Raw genomic sequence first — 23482 nt, 5'->3', positions numbered from 1 at the left:
TTTAGAAGCGATTTACCAGGGGCTGGGTGACGTTGGGAGGATGTTCTAGGATGCCCGCTACGACCTGCACTCGCAAGCACTCAGCCCTTGGAAGAGTCCTTAGGATTTAGGTTTTGCTACCTACAAGACGGGCGCATTGCGGCCATTCTCTGCGATAGCAAACTGTTCGGTACGATTTCGACAAAGCGGCCTTTCAACGCACGGATTTTGAAAGGTGACGACCAACAGAGGCAATGAGCCCAAATACGCTGATTTGTTGGATTGCCGTGAAAGGCTGCTGAGCCACACATGTCTCGGAAACTTTTCCAGTTGATGGATGACGAAACTCGCTGAAATACCAAAATGGACTGCCCGTGGGAACGCTGGGGACCGAACGTAGGCAAACAATCACTGTGCTGAAGGAACGATCCGCTTGCAGCTTCTGATTTAGCCCACCAAACTGCGATGAAACTAATTTTTCTCAGGGAACAGATCTATGGCATCGGAAGTAATCAAGGAGCTTCAGGCTAGCGGAGACGCCCTTGAGCGGGAGCTAGGAGCTGCGCTCCTTAAGTGGCAGGATGAAAAAGCTAGCCAGGGCCTCCCTCGTTCGATGGGTTACGAACCGCGTGATATCCGAAAGAAGGGAGCAGTCTCGGTTATTGAGGCGCGCGTACTCCAAGGGTCTTCAGGATTTGGGCAAATCGATCAAAGCTCAAGCTACGAAGCGATTGTGGTTCGCCATCCTGAGCGATTTCGGGATGAGGTTGTGGATGCCGCAAGAAGCCGCCTTCAAAATAGCCAGCTTCCAAGCTCTCAGACTAAAAAAACTTTTGAATTTTCGAAACGACTTACAGATTTTTTGCGAATTTACGGGCAGGAAAGGTCAAATCCTTTTAAACTAAGCAAAGAAATTCGAAGCGCCATTACAGACCTACAGGATTGGATTTCAGAATCTTCGCCAGTATCGAAAAGGCCAGACATTAAAGTTGAAATTTCTGTAGGAAAAGGAGTTTGGACTAAAACTCCTTGGATTGCACTCATGGACAAACGAGAAACTACAACTACTCAAGAAGGAACCTATATTGTTTTCCTGATTGCTGAAGATCTTTCAGTGACCTACCTCACTCTTAACCAGGGAATGACGGAGCTGCGTAACCGTTTAAAGGATAGGGGCGCTGCTGAGGAAATGGTTCGCGTTGCAGAATCCGTTCGCCCGTCCATCCAGGAACTCAAGAAAACTGGCTTTCTCTTAGATAACGACATCGACCTAAAGTCGGGAACGGCTGCAGCAAAAAACTACAAAATTGGTACGATTGCACACATCCTTCTGCCGAATGACGACCTGCCTGATGATGCCAAGATCGAAGAGTTGTTAGACGGCCTTCTGAGTGCATACCAAAGAGTAATAGAAACGCCTCCAGAGAAGCAGCCGATCGATGCGGAAGGCTCAGTGAAAGTCACAGATGCCATAGCAGCAGTGCCATACGGTATCGATGATGCAATTGATGAGCTGTTCCTTGAGCGCGACGACGTGGAGCGGTTTCTCGACATCTGGGCATACAAGAAAAACATGATACTCCAGGGTGCACCGGGCGTCGGAAAGTCTTTTGTCGCACGCCGTCTTGCCTATGCTCTCATTGGCTTTCGGGATGACACCAAGCTTCAAACTGTCCAGTTTCACCAGTCCTACAGCTATGAGGATTTCGTTCAGGGCTATCGCCCGAACGGCAGCCAAGGCTTCGAGCGGAAAAACGGAACCTTCTACGAGTTTCGTGATCGCGCAGGGCGCGATCCAGGGGGAACCTACGTATTTATCATCGATGAGATCAACCGCGGCAATCTTTCAAAGATTTTCGGCGAGCTGATGCTCTTGATCGAACCAGATAAACGAGGTCCTGACTGGAAGACGCGACTGGCCTACGCGTCCGACGAAGATCCCGACTTCTACATTCCGGAAAACCTTTTCGTACTCGGAATGATGAATACTGCCGACCGCTCGTTGTCACTGGTTGATTATGCGCTCCGCAGGCGATTTGCGTTTGTGGGTATGGAACCGCTCTATGGAGCACCGAAGTTTCGGGCATACTTGGAAGAGCGCAGTGTCTCAGAAGAGTTTATCACTCGAGTTATCAATCGTATGGCTGAGCTCAACCAAGCCATCGAAAGTGATCGGACAAACCTCGGACCCGGCTTCAGGATAGGGCATAGCTTCTTCACGCCGACAAAATGCGTGGACGATTCAGAAGCTTGGTATCGCCGCATCGTGGAAACAGAGATTCATCCGTTGCTTGAAGAATACTGGTTTGATGCGCCGGAGACGGCTGATCAGTGGCGCGACAGGCTCCTGAGGTGATCAAGTGACCATCCCAGTCCGCAATATCTACTACCTACTCCTTTACGCGTGGGGGCATTTTGAGAGCGGGTCAGTAAGAGCGATTGGGGCGGACGAAAGCCACGATTTGCCCAATTTACTCGGCAAAGCGCTAATCGAAGGGACGCACCCTCTCTTGAGGCGTGGTCTAGATCGCGGTTACGTCGAAATTACAGAAGAAACACGATCACCGCGAGGCAAGCTTCGGATTGAAGTTATGGCTAAGCAACAAACGATGCTCCGCGGCTTTGCTGTCTGTGACCTAGACGAGCTGACGCCGGATGTGCTGCACAACCAGATCCTGAAAGGCAGCTTGATTTCGCTTGCGAATTGTGGAGACGTGGAGAAATCCCTGCGGCACGAGCTTCGGGAGACGGCACGCCGGATGGTTGGAGTTACGCCTGCTCGGTTGTCCGGCGACGTATTTCGCCGCGTTCAATTGCATCGAAACACCTCTCAGTACGGGTTCTTAATGCGAGTCTGTGAGCTTGTTTTTCATTCGCTCCTCCCGGACGAGCAGGGTAAAAATTCGAAGTTCCAGAGTATCTTAGAAGACCAGGTACGGATGTCCGCGCTGTTCGAGGACTTTCTAAGAAACTTCTATCGTGCTGAACTTCCAGGGTATTCCGCGGCGTCTGAAATTATGTCATGGCGAGCAGAAGCCGCACATGAAGCGGATCTATTATTTCTTCCAATCATGCAAACTGACATTACCCTTAGATCTGGCAATCGCACGATCGTTGCCGATGCCAAGTACTATAGGGAGGCACTTGCAGGTGGTCGTTATGACCCGAAGGTTCGATCTGCACACTTATATCAGCTCTCGACTTACCTCGCACATTGCCGTTTGAAAGAGCCTCATCAGGACCTATCCGGGCTCCTTATCTATCCAGCTATTAAGCATGAATTACGCCTAAGATATCGCCTACTCGGCATCCCCGTCCTGGTGGCAACTGTCGATTTGAGTGGTGAGTGGCGGTCTATCCACGATGAGCTATTGGATCTGGTTACGCCAGCCCGCAATGCGTTGGATGAGGAGAGATGCGGCGTCACTGCTGACCGAAATTGACGAAAATATCTTTAGTCTTGACTTTGGAAATGGCCGTCGCGTCTGAAGGAGATGCTGTATGATGCATCAATAGCCGGTCTGTTGAGCCGCACCGCAGCGCTGGATCCTCTCACCAAAGCCAGCTCTAGGCTGCCTAACCGCTTAGTTCAAAATTGGCTTGTCGAGCTTAGGACGTAGACTCTTTGGTGCGCCAATGAAACCCCGCGATGCAGAAGTGCATTCAAATAGCGGCGGCGCTTGTGACCCTCGACCAAGAAATACTCTGTCTCAATGTGGTCTCCTATGCAGTCGATGAAACCATCTGGAGTTTCCAACACTACTAACGGAAAGTCCCACTGTCCTGAATCCAGCGCCCTTGCCGTAGGAAGTTTCTCGCCAGTTTCTTGCCCGCTAAACACCTCGAAATCATGTTTTGGGTTCAGGGCCTCTTTGCCTCTCACGGTTCCAACTTTTGTGATGAAGTCATCAGGAGGCCAAGTATCTTCGCGACATGTCAGATCTTCGATTAAGAGAAACGAGGCTACGGATTCGCACCAATGCCGGTATATCCATTGCTCAGCTAGAGCTTCTGGTAAGTGATTGAGTTTCTCCCCGTTTCGTTCCCACCAATTATTGAAATCCTCAACGTTGAAGTCGCCATAGCCCTCAGGTTTCAAGTAGTCCGGCCAGACGCAAACCTCGCCAATTTCTCGCAAATCAATCATGATCTGTGATGTTCCAGCAATGAATATTCGAAAACCTTTTAGCGCACTCTAAAACACCTGGGAATGTCCGCTTTGTTTAAGCTGCGCCTCCATATGAATACTCACGCCGAAAGACTGACATAGGCCGCTCGTACTATCGAGATCCCTATCTACAACCTTTCGAAGGTTGACTAACCTATTCTAAACAGCAGCTTGAGCTACGGCATCATGCCTGGGAGCTTTTTCAGAATTTGTTTTGATTACAGCACTCGATGCGAACCCGTCAATAAAATCGAAATAATAAGAACAGTAAAGCCCGCTCTTTTTTGAAGTCACTTCCGAAACACCCCTACCCCCTTTCCACTCACCAAAAAATTTCAGCCCAAGCAACACCTTATCCATCTGCCAATAGACCTTGCCCGTGTGTCAGCCCTCGAATGTATCGCGTTAGAGGGACAATGAAGTCGTTTTCGGCTTTTGGCAGACACCCTGCCGCAAACCCTTAGACATCATTGGCAGAGAAGGAGACCGAACATGCTGATCGGTTACGCAAGAACCTCAACCCTAGAGCAACTGGCAGGGCTGGAGGCACAGCAGAAAGAACTTGAAGCAACAGGCTGTGAAAAGGTCTGGAGCGAACAGACGAGTTCCGTCTCCAAGCGTGACAAGCTGGCTGAGGCAATGTCATTCTGTCGGGAAGGTGATGTGTTCGTCGTCACCAAGCTGGACAGGCTAGCTAGATCTGTTCGGCACCTCGGAGAGATCATCGAAGCACTGGAGGGACAGGGAGTAGGACTGAGGGTCCTTAGCCTTGGTCTGGACACCACCACCGCCACGGGCAAGCTGATGCTCAATGTCCTTGGTTCTGTCGCTCAGTTCGAACGGGAGATGATGCTGGAACGACAGAAGGAAGGCATCGCTAAGGCCAAGGCTGAGGGCAAGTACAAAGGCCGGAAGCCCACGGCACGGCTCAAGAGCGAACAAGTTCTGGCTCTTATATCTGAGGGACAGAGCAAGCGAGATGTGGCCCGTGAGTTGGGAATCTCCGAAAGGTCCGTACATCGGATATGTACCAGCCAACATTAGCAATCTCGCTATCGGGGATTGGGGGAGTTGAAGAGAGCCTTTTGCTCCCCATCAACCTTGATGAAATGAAAAACCCCACCAAGTGGCGGGGCCTAATTCTTTTCTCGTTCGAGACTTCACGCTACTTACAATTTTTGCGGGCTTGTTCTCGCTCGATTGACTGAATATGGCCCTTAGCCACAGCAATCGCAGTTTCTTTGTCGTTCCCAGACATGCTCGAAACAGGAAGCCCCAGGAGGAAGACTCCAACAGCGTCCCCACTTGCTGCACTCTTCTGCGCTGCGCTCAGATTTTCTAGGTTCTGGGCTTGCGCTAGCTTGGTATCAGACAACTGTTTGCAAGAATACCCACGGTATTCGTTTTGACCAATCTCTACCGCCGCAATGTTTTCGGGCTGCTTTGCGCAGGCTGCCACGAGCATGGCGGAAGCCATTGCCAAAGATAGAAAAAATCTCATTAATGATCTCCTGAGGTGTGGGGTTTTTGTATCGCAACTTGAACAAGACACTGCAACCCAAAAGGATAAATTAGTTTTAAGAGGCGAGCGTGATGTGTGCCACCTAAGATAAATAGATCTAAATATCCCCGTTCACACCGCTACCGGCATCCTAGCTCTTGTTTGAACGTTTTCACTCGGGAAAGGTTTCTGTTGGTACTTTGTCCACAGACCTTTTCGCAAGGTACGCCGTCATTGTCACCATCTGCACGGCGATAGCCACATACGCACCACTGGTACACAGCCTCTTTACAGCTTCTCACCTTTCCACAAGTGCGTCCGCAAGAATAGCTTTGGGCTATTTGGTAGTCGATCCCCCCGCTATGCATGTCTCCCTCGGAGGACGCTAACGCCGGGAAAAATGCCAGTATAGTTACTGCCAAGACAAATAAGGGTTTCACAACTTTTTCTCCAAATCAATTTGTCGCCAATAGTCGCGCCAATTTACGCAACGGAAACATTAGTTGTGTTTTACAAACCAAGTCAAACTAGTAGTGCGCCTACTGAACACAAATTTCAGGGTCTACCCACACGCTTTTAAGGCTAGCGCCACATCGTGTGATCTGCGCTGTCTGATCGCTCAAGTAGGTGAAGAGCCCCATGCAACATCTGTAAGCCTGAAGTTGACAACGCATTGGGCTTTCCACCTCAGTTATTAGATTCTGTTCTTTGTTCACCGGGGTTAGACCGGAACAGTCAGGTCGTTGATCCTAACTCTTAACTTGCAGTCCAACCTCGATGGCAAACATGTGTGGTAAACATGTGTGGTATGGTCGAAATCCACAGCCCCTTAATCTCTTAAAATCAATAAGTTAGGGGGCAATATGTGTGGTGGCGGAGACGAAGGGATTCGAACCCTCGAGACCCTTCCGGGCCTACTCCCTTAGCAGGGGAGCGCCTTCGACCACTCGGCCACGTCTCCGCCGACCCGTTTAGAGAGGGTTTCCCGAGGAAACAAGGCGAAAATCACCTTTTTTCTGGAAGGTCTAAAAAATGCCTGACCCAAGTATTTTTTTCGTCAAACGGCACCTTGAGCGCTTGGTTAACTTTCGACGACGAGGTGGTGCACGCTTATCATCTGGCAGAGGGCGCAAATGGGGAAATCCGAGACAAGGTTTTTTTGGCGCTCAAGAGCGGCCTGCAAAAAGGCGGACCACTGGGTCGACTTCTGGAAAACCACCCATTTCACGATCAAGATCCACCTCCGCGTCAATGCAGTCGGCCTGCCCACGAGAACCCGGATCACGTCGGCCAGACCTCTGATTACCTGGGGTTCGATCTGGTCATGGCCGACAATCTGCCAGGGCCAAGCGCCTGTTGGCAAAAAGAGGCTATGGTGCCGATCACATTCGGAAAATGATGGAGGCGCGCGACGTGCTTACCTAAATTCCCAGGCGCAAATCACGCAAGATGCGCGTCGGCGCGGATCATTCGCAGTATTTCTTCCGCAATCTCGTCGAGCGGTGCCTCAACAAGCTGAAAAACGCACAAATGGTTGGCGCACGCCGCGAAAAAAACTGTCGAAAGTCTTCCTGGCTTCATCGACACCACGTCTATCCGCCTCACGCCACCAAGACCTGCGTAAACGGCGCTGGCGTGTATTTTCCCTTTGCCAAGTTGCCCCAATTGAAATTGATCTTCGGAGTGAAGAGGTGCAGTGCCAGTACCTCCCCGGCTTCACTGGTATCGATCAAGATGCCCTAATCACCACTCATCGCGCACCGGTAAGGGTTTGCGAGATAATTCGCTTCAAGCAGGGGTAACAGGCTCATGCGCAAAAGAGGTTGCGGCCTCTTGCCGAGCTTCATTTCGACGCGGCTCTGTTAATGGCGTGGATGCCCCTCCCGACGGCATCGCAACGTGCCATTGTGGTGAGTGTTGAAGCCATCAACAAAGCCGATACGGCCCGGAAAACCATCCGGGCCGCATGCGTGACAACAGCGGCCTTTCAGAGCGCAGCAAGCATCGCCTCACCGCCCGAGACTTCGCAAACACCCGGCGATTCCTCGACATGCAGCACTTTTACCACGCCATCCTCGACCAGCATCGCATAGCGCTGGCTGCGTGCGATCAGCCCGGCGGGGGGCGCGTCGAAATCCATGCCGATCGCCTTGGTGAAAGCGCTTTCGGAATCCGCCAGCAGGGTCAGGCCCGCCTCTGCAGCGCCCGTCGCCTCGCCCCAGGCTTTCATCACGAAAGGATCGTTGACGCTGACGCAAATGATCTCGTCCACGCCCTTGGCCTTCAACGCGTCGGCGTTGCGGGTGAAGCTGGGCACATGCGCGGAATGGCAGGTCGGTGTGTAGGCTCCGGGCACCGCGAACAGCACCACCTTGCGGCCTTTCAGAAGCTCCGCCAGCGCCACCTGTTCCGGCCCTTCACCGCCAAGCCGCAGCAAAGTCGCGTCAGGAAGGCTGTCACCTTGAGAAATCGCCATGTCGAGAGTCTCCATCAATTGCGTTGTATGTAGGCGTCGTTATAGGGTCAGGCCCTGACGCAGCAAACACATTCTGAAAGGGCGTTCCATGTCGCATGTGGTTGTCATCGGAGCGGGCCAGGCCGGATCTTCTCTGGTCGCACGGTTGCGCGCAAAGGGGTTCGACGGCCAGATCACCCTTTTGGGCGAAGAGCCCCTGCCCCCCTATCAGCGCCCGCCGCTGTCCAAGGCCTATCTGCTGGGCGAAATGGAGCCCGACCGCCTGCTGCTGCGCCCCGAGTCGTATTACGCTGAAAACGGGATCGAGCTGCGCACCGGCGCCAGGGTTACCGGCATCGACGCGGCCAACCGCACCGTGCATCTTGGCGATGGGGACCTTGCCTATGACCACCTTGTGCTTTGCACCGGGTCCGACCCACGCCGCCTGCCTGCCGCGATTGGCGGCGATCTGGATGGCGTCTGCGTGGTCCGCACCAAGGCCGATGTCGACGCGATGGAGCCGCGATTTCGGCCCCAAGCGCGCGTGCTGATCGTGGGCGGCGGCTATATCGGGCTGGAGGCGGCCGCCGTCGCCGCCAAGCTGGGCCTGACCGTGACGCTTGTGGAAATGGCTGACCGTATCCTGCAACGCGTCGCAGCGCCCGAAACCTCGGCATTTTTCCGCGATTTGCATCGCAGCCACGGCGTCGATATTCGCGAAGGCGTTGGCCTGACACGGTTGACCGGCGAGGGCCATGTGACGGGGGCAGAGCTGACCGATGGCAGCCATCTCGAGGTGGATTTCGTGATCGTCGGCGTGGGCATCACCCCCGCGACCGGTTTGGCAGAGGCGGCCGGGCTTGAGATAGACAATGGCATCCGCACCGATGCGCAGGGTCGGACCTCGGATCCGGCGATCTGGGCTGCTGGTGATTGTGCCTCGTTTCCCTACAAGGGCACGCGCATCCGGCTGGAAAGCGTCGGTAACGCCATCGATCAGGCCGAATGTGTCGCGGATAACATCATGGGTGCGGATCGCAGCTATGATGCAAAGCCGTGGTTCTGGTCCGATCAATATGACTGCAAGCTACAGATTGCAGGGCTGAACGGCGGGTATGACCGGATCGTGACGCGACAGGGCGAAGGCGGGGCCGTGTCCTTCTGGTACTACGCGGGCGATACGCTGCTTGCGATTGACGCGATGAGTGATGCCCGCGCCTATATGGTCGGCAAGCGCCTGATAGAGGCGGGCAAGTCCCCCGACAGCGCCGCAGTCGCGGACCCCGCAACCGACCTCAAGGCATTGCTGAAAGCGTGAGGATCGTCGCAGGCATCCATCGTGGCCGCGCGCTGACAAGCGTGGGCAAAGGCGACGCGGGCGCGCATTTGCGCCCCACCACGGACCGCGTTCGCGAAAGCCTGTTCGGCATGCTGACCGGTGGCCGCTTTGGCGATCCGGTCACTGATGCCCATGTGCTCGACCTTTTTGCCGGCACCGGCGCGCTGGGGCTGGAGGCGCTGTCGCGGGGTGCTGCGCATGTCACCTTTGCCGATAGTGGCCGCAAGGCGCAGACACTCATCCGTCAGAATATCGATCTGCTTCGAGCCGGAGCGCAAACCACGCTTATCCCCCGCGATGCCCGTCGCCTGCCGCCCGCGCCGCACCCTGCCGATCTGATTTTTCTTGATCCGCCCTATGGCAAATCCCTTGGCGCGGCCGCCCTTGCCTCGGCGCAAATACAGGGCTGGATCGCCCCCGGCGCGCTGATCGTCTGGGAAGAGAGCGCGCCCCAGGCACCGCCCGAAGGGTATGAACTGCTCGAAACCCGGGCCTATGGTGACAGCCATGTCACCATCCTGACCGCAGAAGACTGACCCCGCCCCTCCCGCGTGGGTCCGTATCTCCATCCAGCGGAGCCGTTGGGCCATTTCGTCGACGGGGCAATGGACCGCCGACGTCCGTATTCGTCACCACGCTCGGCCCATCCCAAATTCGGTTCGCATCGCTCTGGTCCGCACGCTGCAAATTCAGGTCGGACACGGTTGGTTTCCGAAGGCCGCGCTCTGTGTACGGTCGCCAAATCCGGGTTAGGGCCCCTGTTTAGAATGGTTCCAAACCTTGACTTCGACCGGCTGCGGGCGCATATCAAATGCAAGCCATGAAAAGGTGCATGCCCCATGTTTATTCAGACCGAATCCACTCCGAACCCCGCAACGCTGAAATTCCTGCCCGGCCAGACCGTGCTGGAAGTTGGCACCGCGGATTTTCCCAGTGCCGATGGCGCCAGCGCCTCGCCGCTGGCACAGCGCATCTTCGCGGTGAACGGTGTGGTCGGCGTGTTTTTCGGCACCGATTTCGTGACCGTCACCAAGGGTGACGAAACCCAGTGGGATCACATCAAACCCTCCATTCTGGGCGCGATAATGGAGCATTTCCAATCCGGCCAACCGGTCATGGCAGGTGATGCGCAAGCGTCATCCGGTCATGCCGAACACAGCGGCGAGGATTCGGAAATCGTGGGTCAGATCAAGGAATTGCTGGATAGCCGTGTGCGGCCCGCCGTGGCTCAGGATGGTGGCGACATCACCTTTCACGGGTTCGACCGCGGTGTGGTTTACCTGCACATGCAAGGTGCCTGCGCGGGCTGTCCTTCGTCGACTTTGACGCTCAAGATGGGGATCGAAAACCTTCTGCGCCACTACATCCCCGAAGTCACCGAGGTGCGGCCGGTCGCGGTCTGATCGTTACCGGCCCCGGCAGGATGGACGCCCCCTTGATCCTCGGCTTTGACACATCGGCCGCGCATTGCGCGGCCGCTTTGCGCTCTGGCGACCGTTTGCTCCTTTCCCGGTCTGAGGAAATGGGGCGCGGTCAGGCAGAGCGCCTGATGCCCCTGCTCGAAGAGATGCTGAACGCCGAAGCGATGGGCTGGACGGATCTCGACGCGCTTGCCGTTGGGGTCGGGCCGGGAAATTTCACCGGCATCAGGATTTCAGTATCCGCAGCGCGAGGGCTGGCACTGGCGCTCGGCATCCCGGCGATCGGCATTTCCAGTTTTGAAATGCTCGCGGCCGAGGTGGCCCCTGCCCCTGTGCAGCTTTTCTGCCTCCCTGCCCCGCGCGGCGAAGCCTATACCCAGTTCTTCCGCGACGGGCGCCCGGCTGAGGCGCCCCGGCAGATCGACCCGGCCGCGCCCCCGCCTGACCTGACAGTCCCGGATAGCTGCCACGTTATCGGTGCCAATGCAGAGCAGATCGCCAGCCGTCTTCCCGGCGCTGGACATATCGCGAATCCGACCGGGATAACCTCTTTACCCGACGCCCTGACCCGTGCGGCGCTGAACAGGTTACAGGCCGGAGGCGAGGCCCCCGCGCCCACGCCGCTTTATGTACGCAGTGCGGATGCCGCGCCCCCGCGAGACGCGCCACCGGTCATCCTGCCATGACGGCAGGACCCATGACGGCCGACGAGATGGCCGCACTGCAGGCACGCGCCTATACCCATATGCCGCCTTGGTCAGCGCTGGCCCTGACAGAGATGATGTCTTCGCCGCTTGCGCTCTTGGTGACAGCGCCAAACGGCTTCGCGCTTGCCCGCGTCGTCGCGGATGAGGCCGAGCTTCTGGCCCTTGCCGTTGATCCCGATTGCCAGCGCCAGGGTATCGCCCGCGCTTTGCTGGTCAAACTCGAACATGACGCCCATACACGCGGGGCCGAGACCTGTTTTCTTGAAGTGGCCGAAACCAATGGCCCGGCCCGCGCGTTCTATGCCACGATGGGCTATGAAATGGCAGGGAAACGCGGTGGATACTACCGGCAAAAGGATGGCCCGGCCGTGGATGCGCTGCTGATGAAGAAGTCTCTGACGTTCGGTTAAGTGACCGGCAGGCCCAACGTGGCGGCATCAATGCGAAAAATGAGTTGACCCTCCCTTCCCGCCCATCCTTAATTGCCCCTGATCGGACACGATCCGAGAAATGACGGTGTGGCCCCTTGTCGGCCCCCGCACGTCCAACACCTGGGAGCGATCCATGACCCTTATGCAGAAATTCCTTGCCTCGGCCGCCGCAGCGACGCTGTGCGCCGGAGCCGCCGTGGCAGAACCCGCGCTGATCTTCGACCTTGGCGGTAAATTCGACAAATCCTTCAACGAGGCCGCCTTTGCCGGTGCGAAACGCTGGGCAGACGAAACCGGCGAAACCTTCCGCGAGATCGAGCTTCAGTCCGAGGCACAGCGTGAACAGGCGCTGCGCCGCTTTGCCGAGAACGGCAACAACCCGATCGTGATGACCGGCTTTGCCTTCGGCAACGTGCTGGGCGAGGTTGCGCCCGATTATCCCGATACGAAGTTCGCCATCATCGACATGGTCGTGGACGCGCCCAATGTCCGTTCGGTCGTCTTCAACGAACATGAGGGCAGCTACCTTGTCGGCATGATGGCGGCGATGGCGTCCGAGTCGGGCACTGTCGGTTTCATCGGCGGCATGGACATCCCGCTGATCCGCAAATTCGCCTGCGGCTACGTGCAGGGCGTCAAAGCGGTCAACCCGGACGCGACCGTGATCCAGAACATGACCGGCACCACCCCGGCGGCATGGAATGACCCGGTCAAAGGGTCCGAGCTGACCAAATCGCAGATCAGCCAGGGCGCGGACGTTGTTTATGCAGCGGCTGGCGGCACGGGCGTTGGCGTGCTTCAGACAGCAGCGGATGAGGGCATCCTGTCCGTCGGCGTTGACAGCAACCAGAACTACCTGCACCCCGGCAAGGTTCTGACCTCGATGCTCAAGCGTGTGGACAACGCCGTTTATGACGCAATGACCGCGGGCACAGATCTGGAAACAGGCATCAACGTGATGGGCGTCGCCAATGGCGGCATCGGCTACGCGATGGATGATTACAACGCGGAACTTATCTCGGAAGAGATGAAAGCCGCCGCGGATGAAGCCGCCGCCAAGATCTCCTCGGGAGAGCTGACGGTTCACGACTACATGTCGGACAACGCCTGCCCGGTCGAGTGACCCAGGTGTCGGGACTGACAAACGGGGGGCGGCCGGATCAGGCCGCCCCCGTCGCACCGGCAATCGAGCTGAAGGGCATCTCCAAAGCCTTCGGCCCGGTGCAGGCCAACAAGGATATCTCCATCCGCGTCATGCCGGGCACGATCCACGGCATCATCGGCGAAAACGGCGCCGGGAAATCGACGCTGATGTCGATCCTGTACGGCTTTTACAAGGCCGACGCGGGCGAGATCTTCATTCACGGCAAGAAGACAGAAATCCCTGACAGCCAAGCGGCGATTGCTGCCGGGATCGGGATGGTGTTCCAGCACTTCAAGCTGGTCGAAAACTTCACGGTCCTCGAAAACGTCATCCTTGGCGCCGAGGACGGTCCGTTGCTGCGCCCCAGCCTGGCCAAGGCGCGCGGCGTGCTGAAACAACTGGCCGCAGAATATGAGCTAAACGTCGATCCGGATGCCCTGATCCAGAACCTCAGCGTCGGGCACCAGCAACGCGTCGAGATCCTCAAATCCCTGTACCGGCAGGCCGACATTCTTATTCTGGACGAGCCCACGGGCGTTCTGACCCCGGCAGAGGCCGACCACCTGTTCCGCATCCTCGACAACCTGCGGCGCGAGGGCAAGACGATCATCCTGATCACCCACAAGCTGCGCGAGATCATGGAAATCACCGACACGGTCAGCGTTATGCGGCGCGGCGAGATGACGGCGACCGTCAAGACATCAGAGACCGACCCGCCCCATCTGGCAGAGCTGATGGTGGGCCGAAAGGTGCTGCTGCGTGTCGACAAGAAACCCGCCACACCGGGCAAGAACGTGCTCGAAGTGCGCAATCTGCGGGTCGTGGACGACAAAGGCGTGGAGCGGTTGAAGGGTATCGACCTGACCGTGCGCGCCGGAGAGATTGTCGGCATCGCGGGCGTGTCGGGCAACGGGCAGTCTGAGCTTCTTGAAGTTCTGGGTGGCTATGCCGATGGCACCGGCGAGATCATCATGAATGGCGAGTCCCTCGACCTGACCGGCAAACATTCGGACGGCCAGTCGCGCCGCGCCCGTGGCATCGCGCATGTTCCGGAGGACCGTCAGCGCGAAGGCCTGATCATGGACTACTTCGCGTGGGAAAACGCGGCCTTTGGCTATCACCGCGATCCCAGGTTCCGGTCCGGCATCCTGACCAACAACCGCGCGATGATCGAAGACACTGAACGCAAGATCAAGAAATTCGACGTGCGCCCGCCAAACCCCTACCTTACCGCTAAGAATTTCTCTGGCGGCAATCAGCAGAAGATCGTCGTCGCGCGCGAGATCGAGCGTGACCCGGACCTGTTGCTGGTGGGGCAGCCAACGCGGGGCGTCGACATTGGCGCCATCGAATTCATCCACCAGCAGATCGTGGCGCTGCGGGACGAAGGCAAGGCCATCTTGCTTGTCTCGGTCGAGCTCGACGAGATCCTGTCGCTGTCTGACCGCATCGCGGTGATGTTCGACGGAAAGATCATGGGCGAGCGTCTTCCGGACGAGACCGACCAGAAAGAGCTTGGCCTGCTGATGGCGGGCATCGAAGGCGACCCCGACAAGCCGCTGATAGAGGCGGTCGACGAACAGCTACACGCAAAAGAGGCTCGGGAGGCCAAGAAAAATGGCTGAACGTATGACACCCCGCGCCCGACAAAGCGGAGGCACGCATGGATAGGATGCCAGCATGGGCCGACGCGGTCCTCGTCCCCCTGATCTCGCTTCTGCTTGCGGCCTTTCTGTCGGCGCTTGTGATCATCGCCATTGGTGAAAACCCGATCGATGCCTTCAAGCTGATGGTCGACGGCGCGCTGATGCGCTCTTCCGGGTGGGGGTATACACTTTATTACGCGACCAATTTCATCTTCACCGGGCTCGCCGTCGCCGTGGCCTTTCACGCAAGGATGTTCAACATCGGCGGCGAGGGGCAGGCAATGATCGGCGGGCTTGGCGTGGCGCTGGTCTGCCTCTACATCCCCTGGCCGCATTGGTCGCTGGCGCTTCTGGGCTCCTGCCTCGGCGCGGCGATTTTCGGGGCCGCATGGGCACTGATCCCGGCCTATCTGCAAGCCAGACGCGGCAGCCATATCGTGATCACGACGATCATGTTCAACTTCATCGCCGCCGCCTTTCTGAACTACGTGCTGGTCAATCTTCTGCGGCCCGTGGGTGCGATGGATCCGGCCACGGCCAAGTTTCCCGAGGCCACGCATCTGCCGACCTTCCAGGACATGTTCTCGACCGCGGCATCACCGATGTTTCGCGGAGCGCCGGCAAATGTGACCTTCTTTCTTGCGCTTCTGGCCTGCCTTCTGGTCTGGCTGCTGATCTGGCGCACGCGGCTTGGATACGAGATCCGCGCCCTCGGCCATTCCGAACCTGCGGCACGCTATGCGGGCATCAACCCGGTGCGTACCGTGATCATCGCAATGCTCATCTCGGGCGGATTGGCAGGGCTGATGTCCGTCAACACCACGCAGGGCGAGGCTGAACGGCTGATCCTGAACTCCATCGAGGGGGCGGGCTTCATTGGAATTGCCGTGGCGCTGATGGGCCGCAATCACCCGTTGGGTGTGCTGCTGGCTGCGATGCTGTTCGGGTTTCTTTATCAGGGCGGGGCCGAACTGGCGCTCTGGACCAACATCCCCCGAGAGTTGATCGTCGTCATTCAAGCCCTTGTCATCCTGTTCACCGGCGCGCTGGACAACATGGTGCGTATACCGCTTGAACGGATCTTTCTGGCCTTCCGGCGGGGGAACAGCTGATGGACCTGATGACAATCCTCCAGGTCCTCGATTCGACCGTGAGACTGGCAACCCCCCTGCTTCTGGCCTGTCTGGCCGGGCTGTTTTCCGAACGCGCGGGCATTTTCGACATTGGGCTCGAAGGCAAAATGCTGGCGGCGGCCTTCTTCTCGGCCGCCGTGGCCTCCCTGACCGGCTCTGTCTGGATGGGCCTTCTGGCGGGCATGGCGGCGTCTTTGGTGCTGTCGGGAATACACGGGCTCGCCTCGATCACCTTCCGTGGAAACCAGCTGATTTCCGGGGTGGCGATCAACTTTCTGGCGGCGGGCATGACTGTCCTTGTCGCCCAGGATTGGTTCAGCCAGGGCGGCCGCACGCCGTCCCTTATGGGGGGCGGACGTTTCGAGGGGATCACCCTGCCACTGGCGGAAACGCTCCGCGACGTGCCTGTCTTGGGCCCGATCTATTACGAACTCATCTCGGGCCATTCCATCCTTGTCTACGTCGCTTTCCTGACGGTGCCGCTCAGCTGGTGGATCCTGTTCCGCACCCGCTTTGGCCTGCGCCTGCGCGCGGTAGGCGAGAACCCCGCAGCCGTGGACACGGCGGGCGTGTCGGTGATCGGCCTGCGCTTCGCCGCCGTCGCAATCTGCGGCGTGCTTTGCGGTATCGCGGGGGCCTATCTGGCAACCGGGCTGCAGGCGGGCTTTGTCAAGGATATGACAGCGGGGCGCGGGTATATCGCGCTGGCCGCACTGATCTTTGCCAAGTGGCGGCCGTGGTATGCACTCTATTCCTGCCTGCTGTTCGGTCTGCTTCAGGCGGTTGCCCTGCGCTACCAGAATATCGAACTGGGCGGGCTGGTGATTCCGGTGCAGTTCATGGACGCGCTGCCCTATATCCTGACGGTCGTGATCCTTGCGGGTTTCGTCGGCAAGGCGATCCCCCCGCGCGCGGGCGGCGAGCCTTACGTGAAAGAGCGCTAATGCACCCCGGCCTCGCGCTTCAAATCGCGGGGCCACAAGAAACGTCAGTTTGCCGCACCTGCATATTGCATCACCCCGCGCACTGCCGCTAAGTATGCCCATGCAAATCTTCCTCCCTATCGCCGAGGTGTCGGTCAACCTGTTCCTGCTGCTGGGGGCAGGCACGCTTGTCGGCATTCTGTCAGGCATGTTTGGCGTGGGCGGAGGCTTTCTGATCACGCCTTTGCTGTTCTTCATGGGCATCTCGCCGGCGGTGGCCGTGGCGACCGGCGCCAACCAGATCGTAGCCTCGTCCTTCTCGGGCCTGCTGGCGCATCTCAGGCGCAAGACGGTTGATTTGCAGATGGGCACCGTCCTGCTGATCGGCGGGCTAGTCGGCGCGGCGCTTGGTGTGATGCTGTTCAACTACCTGCGCAGCCTTGGCCAGGTCGATCTGCTGGTGCGCCTGTGCTACGTCATCTTTTTGGGCATCATCGGCACGCTGATGTTGATCGAAAGCATCAACGCCATCCGTAAGAGCCGCACCGGACGCACCTCCAAACGCCACAAACATAACTGGGTGCATGGGTTGCCGCTGAAGATGCGCTTTCGCACCTCGGGCCTTTATATCTCTGTCATCCCTCCAATTCTGGTCGGCCTTGCCGTCGGAGTTCTGGCAGCGGTAATGGGCGTTGGCGGCGGTTTTATCATGGTGCCCGCGATGATCTACCTTCTGGGCATGCCCACGAAAGTCGTGATCGGCACGTCACTGTTCCAGATCATCTTCGTGGCCGCCTTTACCACGATGCTGCACGCCGTCACCAACCAGACCGTCGACATGCCGCTGGCGGTGCTTCTTCTTCTGGGCGGCGTTGTCGGTGCCCAGATCGGCACCGTCATCGGATTGCGAATGAAGGCCGAACAGCTGCGCATTCTGCTGGCACTTCTGGTCATGCTTGTCGGCGCGAAACTGGGGCTGGAACTTCTGCTGCAACCTGACGAGCTATATTCCATTGCCGGGGTCGGGGGGGCATGATGCGCTGGCTTTTCGCCCTGCTTTTTCTGGCGCTGCCCGCGAAAGCCGCAGAAGAGGTCGTGCTGGGGCTTAGCCATGATCGGGTGTCGATCACCGCCAATTTCGACGGCTCAGAGATCCTGATCTTTGGCGCGATCAAGCGCGAGACCGCGATCCCCGAAGGCCCGCCACTTCAGGTTATCGTGTCCCTTTCGGGGCCGTCAAAACCGGAAACCGTGCGCCGGAAGGATCGCCGCTTTGGCATCTGGGTAAACACCGACTCGGTCGAGGTTGATGCCGCGCCAAGTTTCTACGCCGTCGCCACCAGCGCCCCGTGGAGCGAAGCCATCACCGAGGTCGAGGACCTGCGCCACAAAATCTCGATCCCGCGCGCGATCCGTTCGGTGGGCGCCCCCATGACCGTAGAGAACGCACAGGCGTTTTCCGACGCGATCATTCGCATCCGCGAGGATAACGGGCTGTATCAGCTTTTGGAAAACACCGTTGCGGTCGATCAACAAACGCTGTTCCGCACCTCGATCAAGATGCCCGCCAATCTGGTGGAGGGTGCCTATCAGACCCGCATTTTTCTGACCCGCGAGGGGCGCGTCATCAACAAATTCGACACGGTGATCGACGTTCGCAAGGTCGGTCTGGAACGCTGGCTGTTCAGTCTGTCCCGCAGCAACCCCATGATCTATGGGCTTCTTTCGCTGACCATCGCGATCTTGGCGGGCTGGGGTGCGTCTACGGCCTTTCGGATGATGCGCAACGGCTGATCTCCGCTTCTCGGATCTACGCCGTGCGTTTGCGATAGCGAAAGACGCCCGTGCCCTTGGCGATCAGCTCTCCGGTGTCGTCCTGAATGTCGGCTTCTGCGAAAAATGTGCTGTTGCCACCGCCGGTCTTGCGCGCCTCGGCAATCAGTAACGTGCCAGTCGGCCGCGACAGGTATTGCACGTTCAGCGACAGAGTCAGGCACATCTGCGGGTGTTTCGCATCGCCCGTCCAGCACCCGGCATAGCCCATGGCTGTGTCCAGCATGCTGGCATGTACGCCGCCGTGAACCGCGCCATGACGGTTGAGCAGGAACGCCTCCAGCGGCAATTTCATGCGCGCGTAACCGTCGGACCAGTCGGCCAGCTCCATGCCAAGATGGCGCGTGAACGCGTAGGGTGCCTCGCCCAACAGCGGATCATCCTCGGTCATGTTTCAGCGGCCTCCAGCCCCAATTCGGCAAAGCGCGGGACGTAGCCGCCCAGCCTCAACGCCTTGTCGGGATTGGAGGCATTGCCGTCAAGCGCGCGCTTTTTCACACCCTGAAGGATCGCCGCCATGCGGAAGAACGCAAAGGCGACGTAAAAGCCAAGATTGGAGATTTCGTCGATGCCTCGGCGCTGGCAATAGGCCGCGACGAATTCGGCATCTGTCGGCAGGCCAAGTGCTGCGCGGTCCACGCCTGCCAGCCCCCGCCCCTCGGCGCCGGGGGGCAGTTGCCATTGCATCAGAACGCCCGCCAGATCGGCGAAGGGATGCCCGATTGTCGAAAGCTCCCAGTCCAAAACGGCCCGCATGTCGGTGCCGTCCTGCGCGAACAGCAGATTGTCGATCCGGTAATCGCCGTGAACCAGCGTTCGCAGCCCGTCATCCGGGGGCAGATGCGCCTCCAGCCATGCGATCAGCTTATCCATGTGGGGCACGGTGTCGGTTTCCGAAGCGCGGTACTGCTTGGTCCAGCGCGACAGCTGGCGGGCATAGTAGTTCCCCTCTGGCCCGAAATCCGACAGCCCAGCCGCCCCTATATCCACATCGTGGATGGCGGCCAGAACCCGGTTCATCTCGTCCAGAACTGCGGCGCGCTCGGGCACGGTCAAACCGGGCAAGGTAGGGTCCAGAAAACTGCGCCCCGCGACATGCTCCATCACGAAGAACATCGCGCCGATGACGCTCTCATCCTCGCACAGCGCCAGCATTTCGGGCACTGGCACGGCGCTGCCTGCCAGCGCGCGCTGCACCCGGAATTCCCGGTCAACCGCATGCGCCGATTTCAGCAGAACGCCCGGCGGTTTGCGGCGCAGAACATAGGCTCCCGACGCTGCCTTCAGCAAATAGGTCGGGTTCGATTGGCCGACGTCGAATTTGCGGGCGGTCAGAGGGCCACGAAACCCCTCGACGTGATCCGCCATCCAGCGCGCCACGGCATCGCATTCAGCACCGTCCATGGCTACCCGTCCGCATATTTGCGCAGTTCGGCCCGGGCGACTTGTCGCCGGTGGACAGCATCTGGACCATCGGCAAACCGCAAGGTGCGCACATGCGTCCACATATGCGCAAGGTCATACTCCTGGCTGATACCGGCGGCGCCGTGCATCTGGATTGCCTCGTCGATCACGCGCCCTGCCATCAGCGGGGCCACGACCTTGATCTTGGAAATCCACGGCTGCGCGGCACGTACCCCCGCCGTGTCCATCATCCACGCGGCCTTGAGGCATAGCAGCCGCGCCATCTCTATCTCCATCCGGGCGTTGGCGATGATATCGTAATTTGCGCCCAATTCGACCAGCGGCTTGCCAAAGGCTTCGCGGTCCAACCCGCGCATGCACATCATCGAAAGCGCCTTTTCCGCCTGCCCGATGGCGCGCATGCAATGGTGAATACGACCCGGTCCCAGACGCCCCTGCGCAACCTCGAACCCGCGTCCTTCGCCCAGCACGACCGCATCCGCGCCGATGCGCACATCGGTAAAGCGCAGATGCATATGCCCGTGCGGCGCGTCGTCCTGACCGAAGACCTGCATCGGGCGCAACACTTCGATCCCCGGCGTGTCGGGGTCCAGCGCGAACATCGTATGGCGCTGGTGCTTCGGTGCATCCGGGTCCGAGCAGGCCATGACGATATAGAGCCCGCACCGCGGATCACCCGCGCCGCTGATCCACCATTTCTCGCCGTTCAGAACCCAGCCACCGCCCTCGCGCCGCGCTTCGAACCGCAATTGCGCCGCATCCGACGACGCGGTGTCGGGTTCTGTCATGACATAGGAAGAGCGGATCTCGCCCGCGAGCAGCCTCCCCAGCCAGCGATCCTTGTGCGCCTGCGTGCCATAACGTTCCAGCACTTCCATATTGCCGGTATCGGGTGCCGAACAGTTGAACACCTCGGCGGCGATGCCGACCTTGCCCATTTCCTCGGCCAGATAGGCATATTCCACGGTGCTGAGACCGTAGCCGCGATCACTTCCCGTCAGCCAGAAATTCCATAATCCGCGTTCTCTCGCCAGCGCTTTCAGGCCGTCCAGAATTTCCAGCTGGCGGTCAGTGTGTTTGAACCGGTCGCCCGAAGGATGCTTGCCGACCTCGGCGTGAAATTCCGCATCCAGCGGCGCGATATCCGTTTCGACCATCTCGCGCACCTGCGCGATCAACGGGCGAACCTTTTCGGTGATGCCTAGATCCATATGTGCCTCCTCTGGCGCCGCATTCAGCTGCCTGTGATTGGAATGAACCGGTTGAGCCAGATGGCGACAAGCGCGGGCCGGTCCTGACCGTCTATCTCGACCTTTGCGGACCAGCGCAGGGCCAAACCGCCGCTTGGTGCATCCTCCAGCCGGTCAAGCGCGAACCGGCCGCGCACGCGCGACCCAACAGGCACCGGGGCGGTAAAGCGTACGCGGTCGAACCCGGAATTCAGCCCGTTATACCCCTCAACCCCCGGCAGGAACTGCTGCAGCATCGACGACAACAGCGAAAGCGTCAGGAACCCATGGGCGATTGTCCCGCCAAGGGCCTGAGCGGCCGCACTGTCGGGGCGGGTGTGAATGTCTGCGTGATCGCCCGTGGCCTCGGCAAAGGCGGTGACGCGGGCCTGATCCAGCAATTGCCAGTCGGACACGCCCAGTTCTTGCCCCGCCATGGCACGCAGATCTGCCAGTGGGATCCTAGCCTGCATCGGGCAGCTTGTGATCGCGAAGCTGATCTCGCAGCGTCAGTTTTGAAACCTTGCCCGTCGCGGTCAGTGGCAGCGCATCCACAAAAACCATGTCGTCGGGCAGCTGCCATTTGGCGACATGTTCCAGCAGCATCTCGTGCAGCTCTTCCAGAGCTGGCGTCTCGCCTTCTTCCGGCACCACCACCAGCAGCGGCCGCTCGCCCCATTTCGGGTGCGGGACGGCGATCACCGCGCAGTTTGCCACCTTTGGGCTGGCGATGACGATATTTTCCAGATCGATAGAGCTGATCCACTCTCCGCCGGACTTGATAAGATCCTTGGCGCGATCCTGGATCGTCACAAATCCATGTTCGTCGATCGTGGCCATGTCGCCGGTGCCGAACCAGCCATCCTTGTCCAACGCAGCGGCAGTGGCGTCGTCATTGCGGAAATACCCGGACACGACGTTGTTGCCCCGCACGAACAATTCCCCCGATGACAGCCCGTCATGGGGCAGCACATTGCCGTCAGGGTCCACGATTTTCAGGTCTACGCCAAAGACCCGCCTGCCCTGTTTCGCCTTGAGACGCAGCTGTTCGTCCTGCGGCAGGGCTCTCATCGGTTCCGAGAGAAGGCCCTGCGTGCCAATCGGGCTCATTTCCGTCATGCCCCATGCATGGCAAACGCTTGCGCCGCTTTTCTCGAAGGCCTCGATCATGCTGGCAGGCGCTGCGGAACCGCCCACCACCACCTGTTCAAAGCCTGCAGGATTGCGCCCGCGTTTCTTGATCTCGACCTGCAAGCCCTGCCAGATCGTCGGCACCCCCCAAGCCGAGGTCACGCGTTCGTCCTCCATCAAATCAAACAGGGAGGCACCGTCCAGCTTCGCGCCCGGCATGACAAGCGACGCACCAACAAGCGGCGCCGCATAGGGCAGCCCCCAGGCGTTGACATGGAACATGGGCACCACCGGCAGGATGCGCGCGCCTTCCTTCAACCCGTCCTTCAGCGCGATGGACACGGTCAGCGCATGAAGCACGGTCGAGCGATGTGAAAACAGCGCCCCCTTCGGATGGCCGGTCGTTCCAGACGTATAACAGAGCGCGGCGGCGGTCTCTTCCGGCAGCTCTGGCCAGTCGTAGTTGGTCGCCTCGCCCGACAGCAATTCTTCGAAACAGATCAGATCAAGATCGCTGTCCGGCATATGCGCGCGGTCGGTCATGACGACCAGCTTCAGCCCTTTGGGCAGGTGCGGATGCAATGCCTCGATGATCGGCACAAAGGTCAGATCGACACAAAGCACGCTGTCGGCGGCATGGTTGATGATATAGCCCATCTGCTCGCCCGAAAGGCGCGGGTTGATCGTGTGGCACACCGCCCCCATGCCCGAAACGGCGTAGTAAAGCTCGAAATGGCGGTATCCGTTCCAGGCCAGCGTGGCGACGCGGTCGCCCTTCTGAATGCCCAACCGGGCAAGCCCATGCGCCAATTGCGCGGCCCGCGCGTAGGCCTCGGAATACGCTTCGCGGTGGGTGTCGCCCTCTGTGCGGACAGAGACAATCTCGCCTCCGGGGTGACAATCCGAAGCGTATCGCAAGATCTCAATGATCGATAGCGGACGCATCATCATCTGTCCAAGCATGTCCGGCCCTCCCTTGCCATTCGTGCAGTACTGAAGGGCATCTTGCGGAAAAGC

The 23482-nt window shown here is 58.7% G+C and carries 22 protein-coding genes, 1 tRNA gene and 1 pseudogene; 15 read left to right on the top strand and 9 right to left on the bottom strand.

What is annotated here, in order from left to right; all coding sequences use genetic code 11:
- Window positions 1-475 precede the first annotated feature (475 nt).
- A complete protein-coding gene (locus tag EDD52_RS06150; RefSeq protein ID WP_132242888.1) occupies window positions 476-2335 on the top strand; it encodes an MrcB family domain-containing protein in 1860 nt (619 codons plus the stop codon).
- Window positions 2336-2339: 4 nt separating this feature from the next.
- Entirely contained in the window at window positions 2340-3422 is a 1083-nt protein-coding gene (locus tag EDD52_RS06145; protein ID WP_132242886.1) for a 5-methylcytosine restriction system specificity protein McrC, read from the top strand.
- Between the two features lie 146 nt (window positions 3423-3568).
- On the opposite strand, the gene EDD52_RS06140 is transcribed toward EDD52_RS06145, so the two are convergent.
- Window positions 3569-4126, bottom strand: coding sequence for a hypothetical protein (locus tag EDD52_RS06140; RefSeq protein WP_132242884.1), 558 nt, complete (start codon window positions 4124-4126; stop codon window positions 3569-3571).
- A gap of 513 nt (window positions 4127-4639) precedes the next feature.
- Here EDD52_RS06140 and EDD52_RS06135 point away from each other — a divergent pair.
- Window positions 4640-5191 carry a recombinase family protein gene (locus EDD52_RS06135; protein ID WP_132242882.1) on the top strand — a complete coding sequence of 184 codons (552 nt, stop codon included), beginning with the start codon at window positions 4640-4642 and terminating at the stop codon, window positions 5189-5191.
- 121 nt (window positions 5192-5312) lie between these two features.
- On the opposite strand, the gene EDD52_RS06130 is transcribed toward EDD52_RS06135, so the two are convergent.
- Window positions 5313-5648: a hypothetical protein gene (locus tag EDD52_RS06130; RefSeq protein ID WP_132242880.1), complete on the bottom strand. Its 336-nt coding sequence runs from the start codon at window positions 5646-5648 to the stop codon at window positions 5313-5315.
- Window positions 5649-6519: 871 nt separating this feature from the next.
- Window positions 6520-6609: transfer RNA gene (locus EDD52_RS06120), tRNA-Ser, on the bottom strand.
- Between the two features lie 129 nt (window positions 6610-6738).
- On the opposite strand from EDD52_RS06120, the pseudogene EDD52_RS23925 reads away from it, so the two are divergent.
- Window positions 6739-7272 (top strand): annotated as a pseudogene (locus tag EDD52_RS23925) (transposase family protein); the annotation flags it as partial.
- Window positions 7273-7635: 363 nt separating this feature from the next.
- On the opposite strand, the gene EDD52_RS06110 reads toward EDD52_RS23925, so the two are convergent.
- Window positions 7636-8124, bottom strand: a complete 489-nt coding sequence (locus EDD52_RS06110; RefSeq protein ID WP_132242876.1) for a peroxiredoxin — start codon at window positions 8122-8124, stop codon at window positions 7636-7638.
- Between the two features lie 88 nt (window positions 8125-8212).
- Here EDD52_RS06110 and EDD52_RS06105 point away from each other — a divergent pair, with 88 nt between their 5' ends.
- From EDD52_RS06105 to EDD52_RS06055, 11 genes are all read left to right on the top strand, one after another.
- Window positions 8213-9421 carry an NAD(P)/FAD-dependent oxidoreductase gene (locus tag EDD52_RS06105; RefSeq protein WP_132242874.1) on the top strand — a complete coding sequence of 403 codons (1209 nt, stop codon included), beginning with the start codon at window positions 8213-8215 and terminating at the stop codon, window positions 9419-9421.
- Window positions 9418-9978 carry a 16S rRNA (guanine(966)-N(2))-methyltransferase RsmD gene (rsmD, locus tag EDD52_RS06100; protein WP_132242872.1) on the top strand — a complete coding sequence of 187 codons (561 nt, stop codon included), beginning with the start codon at window positions 9418-9420 and terminating at the stop codon, window positions 9976-9978. Before EDD52_RS06105 ends, rsmD begins: the two co-directional genes overlap by 4 nt.
- 303 nt (window positions 9979-10281) lie before the next feature.
- The gene (locus EDD52_RS06095) at window positions 10282-10845 is read left to right on the top strand and encodes a NifU family protein (protein ID WP_132242870.1); all 564 of its coding nucleotides are present in this window, start codon (window positions 10282-10284) and stop codon (window positions 10843-10845) included.
- Between the two features lie 20 nt (window positions 10846-10865).
- On the top strand, window positions 10866-11549 hold the full coding sequence (gene tsaB / locus EDD52_RS06090) for a tRNA (adenosine(37)-N6)-threonylcarbamoyltransferase complex dimerization subunit type 1 TsaB (protein ID WP_132242868.1): 684 nt from the start codon (window positions 10866-10868) through the stop codon (window positions 11547-11549).
- Window positions 11546-11980, top strand: a complete 435-nt coding sequence (gene rimI, locus EDD52_RS06085; RefSeq protein ID WP_243651849.1) for a ribosomal protein S18-alanine N-acetyltransferase — start codon at window positions 11546-11548, stop codon at window positions 11978-11980. The genes tsaB and rimI overlap by 4 nt, the downstream gene beginning before the upstream one ends.
- A 154-nt stretch (window positions 11981-12134) precedes the next feature.
- Window positions 12135-13124 carry a BMP family lipoprotein gene (locus EDD52_RS06080; protein WP_132242866.1) on the top strand — a complete coding sequence of 330 codons (990 nt, stop codon included), beginning with the start codon at window positions 12135-12137 and terminating at the stop codon, window positions 13122-13124.
- 5 nt (window positions 13125-13129) lie between these two features.
- Complete coding sequence (locus EDD52_RS06075; RefSeq protein WP_243651848.1) at window positions 13130-14770, top strand: ABC transporter ATP-binding protein; 1641 nt, start codon at window positions 13130-13132, stop codon at window positions 14768-14770.
- Window positions 14771-14808: 38 nt separating this feature from the next.
- A complete protein-coding gene (locus EDD52_RS06070) occupies window positions 14809-15903 on the top strand; it encodes an ABC transporter permease (RefSeq protein WP_132242864.1) in 1095 nt (364 codons plus the stop codon).
- Window positions 15903-16868 (top strand): ABC transporter permease, encoded by a 966-nt coding sequence (locus EDD52_RS06065; protein ID WP_132242862.1) that lies wholly within the window; start codon window positions 15903-15905, stop codon window positions 16866-16868. The genes EDD52_RS06070 and EDD52_RS06065 overlap by 1 nt, the downstream gene beginning before the upstream one ends.
- A gap of 100 nt (window positions 16869-16968) precedes the next feature.
- Complete coding sequence (locus tag EDD52_RS06060; RefSeq protein ID WP_132242860.1) at window positions 16969-17883, top strand: sulfite exporter TauE/SafE family protein; 915 nt, start codon at window positions 16969-16971, stop codon at window positions 17881-17883.
- Window positions 17880-18641, top strand: a complete 762-nt coding sequence (locus EDD52_RS06055; RefSeq protein WP_132242858.1) for a TIGR02186 family protein — start codon at window positions 17880-17882, stop codon at window positions 18639-18641. Before EDD52_RS06060 ends, EDD52_RS06055 begins: the two co-directional genes overlap by 4 nt.
- 16 nt (window positions 18642-18657) lie before the next feature.
- Here EDD52_RS06055 and EDD52_RS06050 read toward each other — a convergent pair whose 3' ends face one another.
- The 5 genes from EDD52_RS06050 to EDD52_RS06030 are packed head-to-tail and all read right to left on the bottom strand — an operon-like array spanning window position 18658 to window position 23428.
- Entirely contained in the window at window positions 18658-19071 is a 414-nt protein-coding gene (locus tag EDD52_RS06050) for a PaaI family thioesterase (protein WP_132242856.1), read from the bottom strand.
- A complete protein-coding gene (locus EDD52_RS06045; RefSeq protein ID WP_132242854.1) occupies window positions 19068-20084 on the bottom strand; it encodes a phosphotransferase family protein in 1017 nt (338 codons plus the stop codon). The genes EDD52_RS06050 and EDD52_RS06045 overlap by 4 nt, the downstream gene beginning before the upstream one ends.
- A 2-nt stretch (window positions 20085-20086) precedes the next feature.
- Entirely contained in the window at window positions 20087-21316 is a 1230-nt protein-coding gene (locus EDD52_RS06040; protein ID WP_132242852.1) for an acyl-CoA dehydrogenase family protein, read from the bottom strand.
- 23 nt (window positions 21317-21339) lie between these two features.
- Entirely contained in the window at window positions 21340-21807 is a 468-nt protein-coding gene (locus tag EDD52_RS06035) for a MaoC family dehydratase (protein WP_132242850.1), read from the bottom strand.
- On the bottom strand, window positions 21797-23428 hold the full coding sequence (locus EDD52_RS06030) for a long-chain-fatty-acid--CoA ligase (protein WP_132242848.1): 1632 nt from the start codon (window positions 23426-23428) through the stop codon (window positions 21797-21799). Before EDD52_RS06030 ends, EDD52_RS06035 begins: the two co-directional genes overlap by 11 nt.
- Window positions 23429-23482 lie beyond the last annotated feature (54 nt).

The organism is Primorskyibacter sedentarius, from assembly GCF_004342065.1.
Lineage (GTDB): Bacteria > Pseudomonadota > Alphaproteobacteria > Rhodobacterales > Rhodobacteraceae > Primorskyibacter > Primorskyibacter sedentarius.
Note: the sequence above shows the minus strand (reverse complement) of the source record. Positions and strands in the feature narration are given on the sequence as shown.

Bases quoted from the DNA above. Each gene is read 5' to 3' on its own strand.
- EDD52_RS06150 (WP_132242888.1), top strand. From the start codon at position 476: ATGGCATCGGAAGTAATCAAGGAGCTTCAGGCTAGCGGAGACGCCCTT.
- EDD52_RS06140 (WP_132242884.1), bottom strand. From the start codon at position 4,126: ATGATTGATTTGCGAGAAATTGGCGAGGTTTGCGTCTGGCCGGACTAC.
- EDD52_RS06135 (WP_132242882.1), top strand. From the start codon at position 4,640: ATGCTGATCGGTTACGCAAGAACCTCAACCCTAGAGCAACTGGCAGGG.
- EDD52_RS06130 (WP_132242880.1), bottom strand. From the start codon at position 5,648: ATGAGATTTTTTCTATCTTTGGCAATGGCTTCCGCCATGCTCGTGGCA.
- EDD52_RS06110 (WP_132242876.1), bottom strand. From the start codon at position 8,124: ATGGCGATTTCTCAAGGTGACAGCCTTCCTGACGCGACTTTGCTGCGG.
- EDD52_RS06105 (WP_132242874.1), top strand. From the start codon at position 8,213: ATGTCGCATGTGGTTGTCATCGGAGCGGGCCAGGCCGGATCTTCTCTG.
- EDD52_RS06095 (WP_132242870.1), top strand. From the start codon at position 10,282: ATGTTTATTCAGACCGAATCCACTCCGAACCCCGCAACGCTGAAATTC.
- tsaB (WP_132242868.1), top strand. From the start codon at position 10,866: ATGGACGCCCCCTTGATCCTCGGCTTTGACACATCGGCCGCGCATTGC.
- rimI (WP_243651849.1), top strand. From the start codon at position 11,546: ATGACGGCAGGACCCATGACGGCCGACGAGATGGCCGCACTGCAGGCA.
- EDD52_RS06080 (WP_132242866.1), top strand. From the start codon at position 12,135: ATGACCCTTATGCAGAAATTCCTTGCCTCGGCCGCCGCAGCGACGCTG.
- EDD52_RS06070 (WP_132242864.1), top strand. From the start codon at position 14,809: ATGGATAGGATGCCAGCATGGGCCGACGCGGTCCTCGTCCCCCTGATC.
- EDD52_RS06065 (WP_132242862.1), top strand. From the start codon at position 15,903: ATGGACCTGATGACAATCCTCCAGGTCCTCGATTCGACCGTGAGACTG.
- EDD52_RS06060 (WP_132242860.1), top strand. From the start codon at position 16,969: ATGCAAATCTTCCTCCCTATCGCCGAGGTGTCGGTCAACCTGTTCCTG.
- EDD52_RS06055 (WP_132242858.1), top strand. From the start codon at position 17,880: ATGATGCGCTGGCTTTTCGCCCTGCTTTTTCTGGCGCTGCCCGCGAAA.
- EDD52_RS06050 (WP_132242856.1), bottom strand. From the start codon at position 19,071: ATGACCGAGGATGATCCGCTGTTGGGCGAGGCACCCTACGCGTTCACG.
- EDD52_RS06045 (WP_132242854.1), bottom strand. From the start codon at position 20,084: ATGGACGGTGCTGAATGCGATGCCGTGGCGCGCTGGATGGCGGATCAC.
- EDD52_RS06040 (WP_132242852.1), bottom strand. From the start codon at position 21,316: ATGGATCTAGGCATCACCGAAAAGGTTCGCCCGTTGATCGCGCAGGTG.
- EDD52_RS06035 (WP_132242850.1), bottom strand. From the start codon at position 21,807: ATGCAGGCTAGGATCCCACTGGCAGATCTGCGTGCCATGGCGGGGCAA.
- EDD52_RS06030 (WP_132242848.1), bottom strand. From the start codon at position 23,428: ATGCTTGGACAGATGATGATGCGTCCGCTATCGATCATTGAGATCTTG.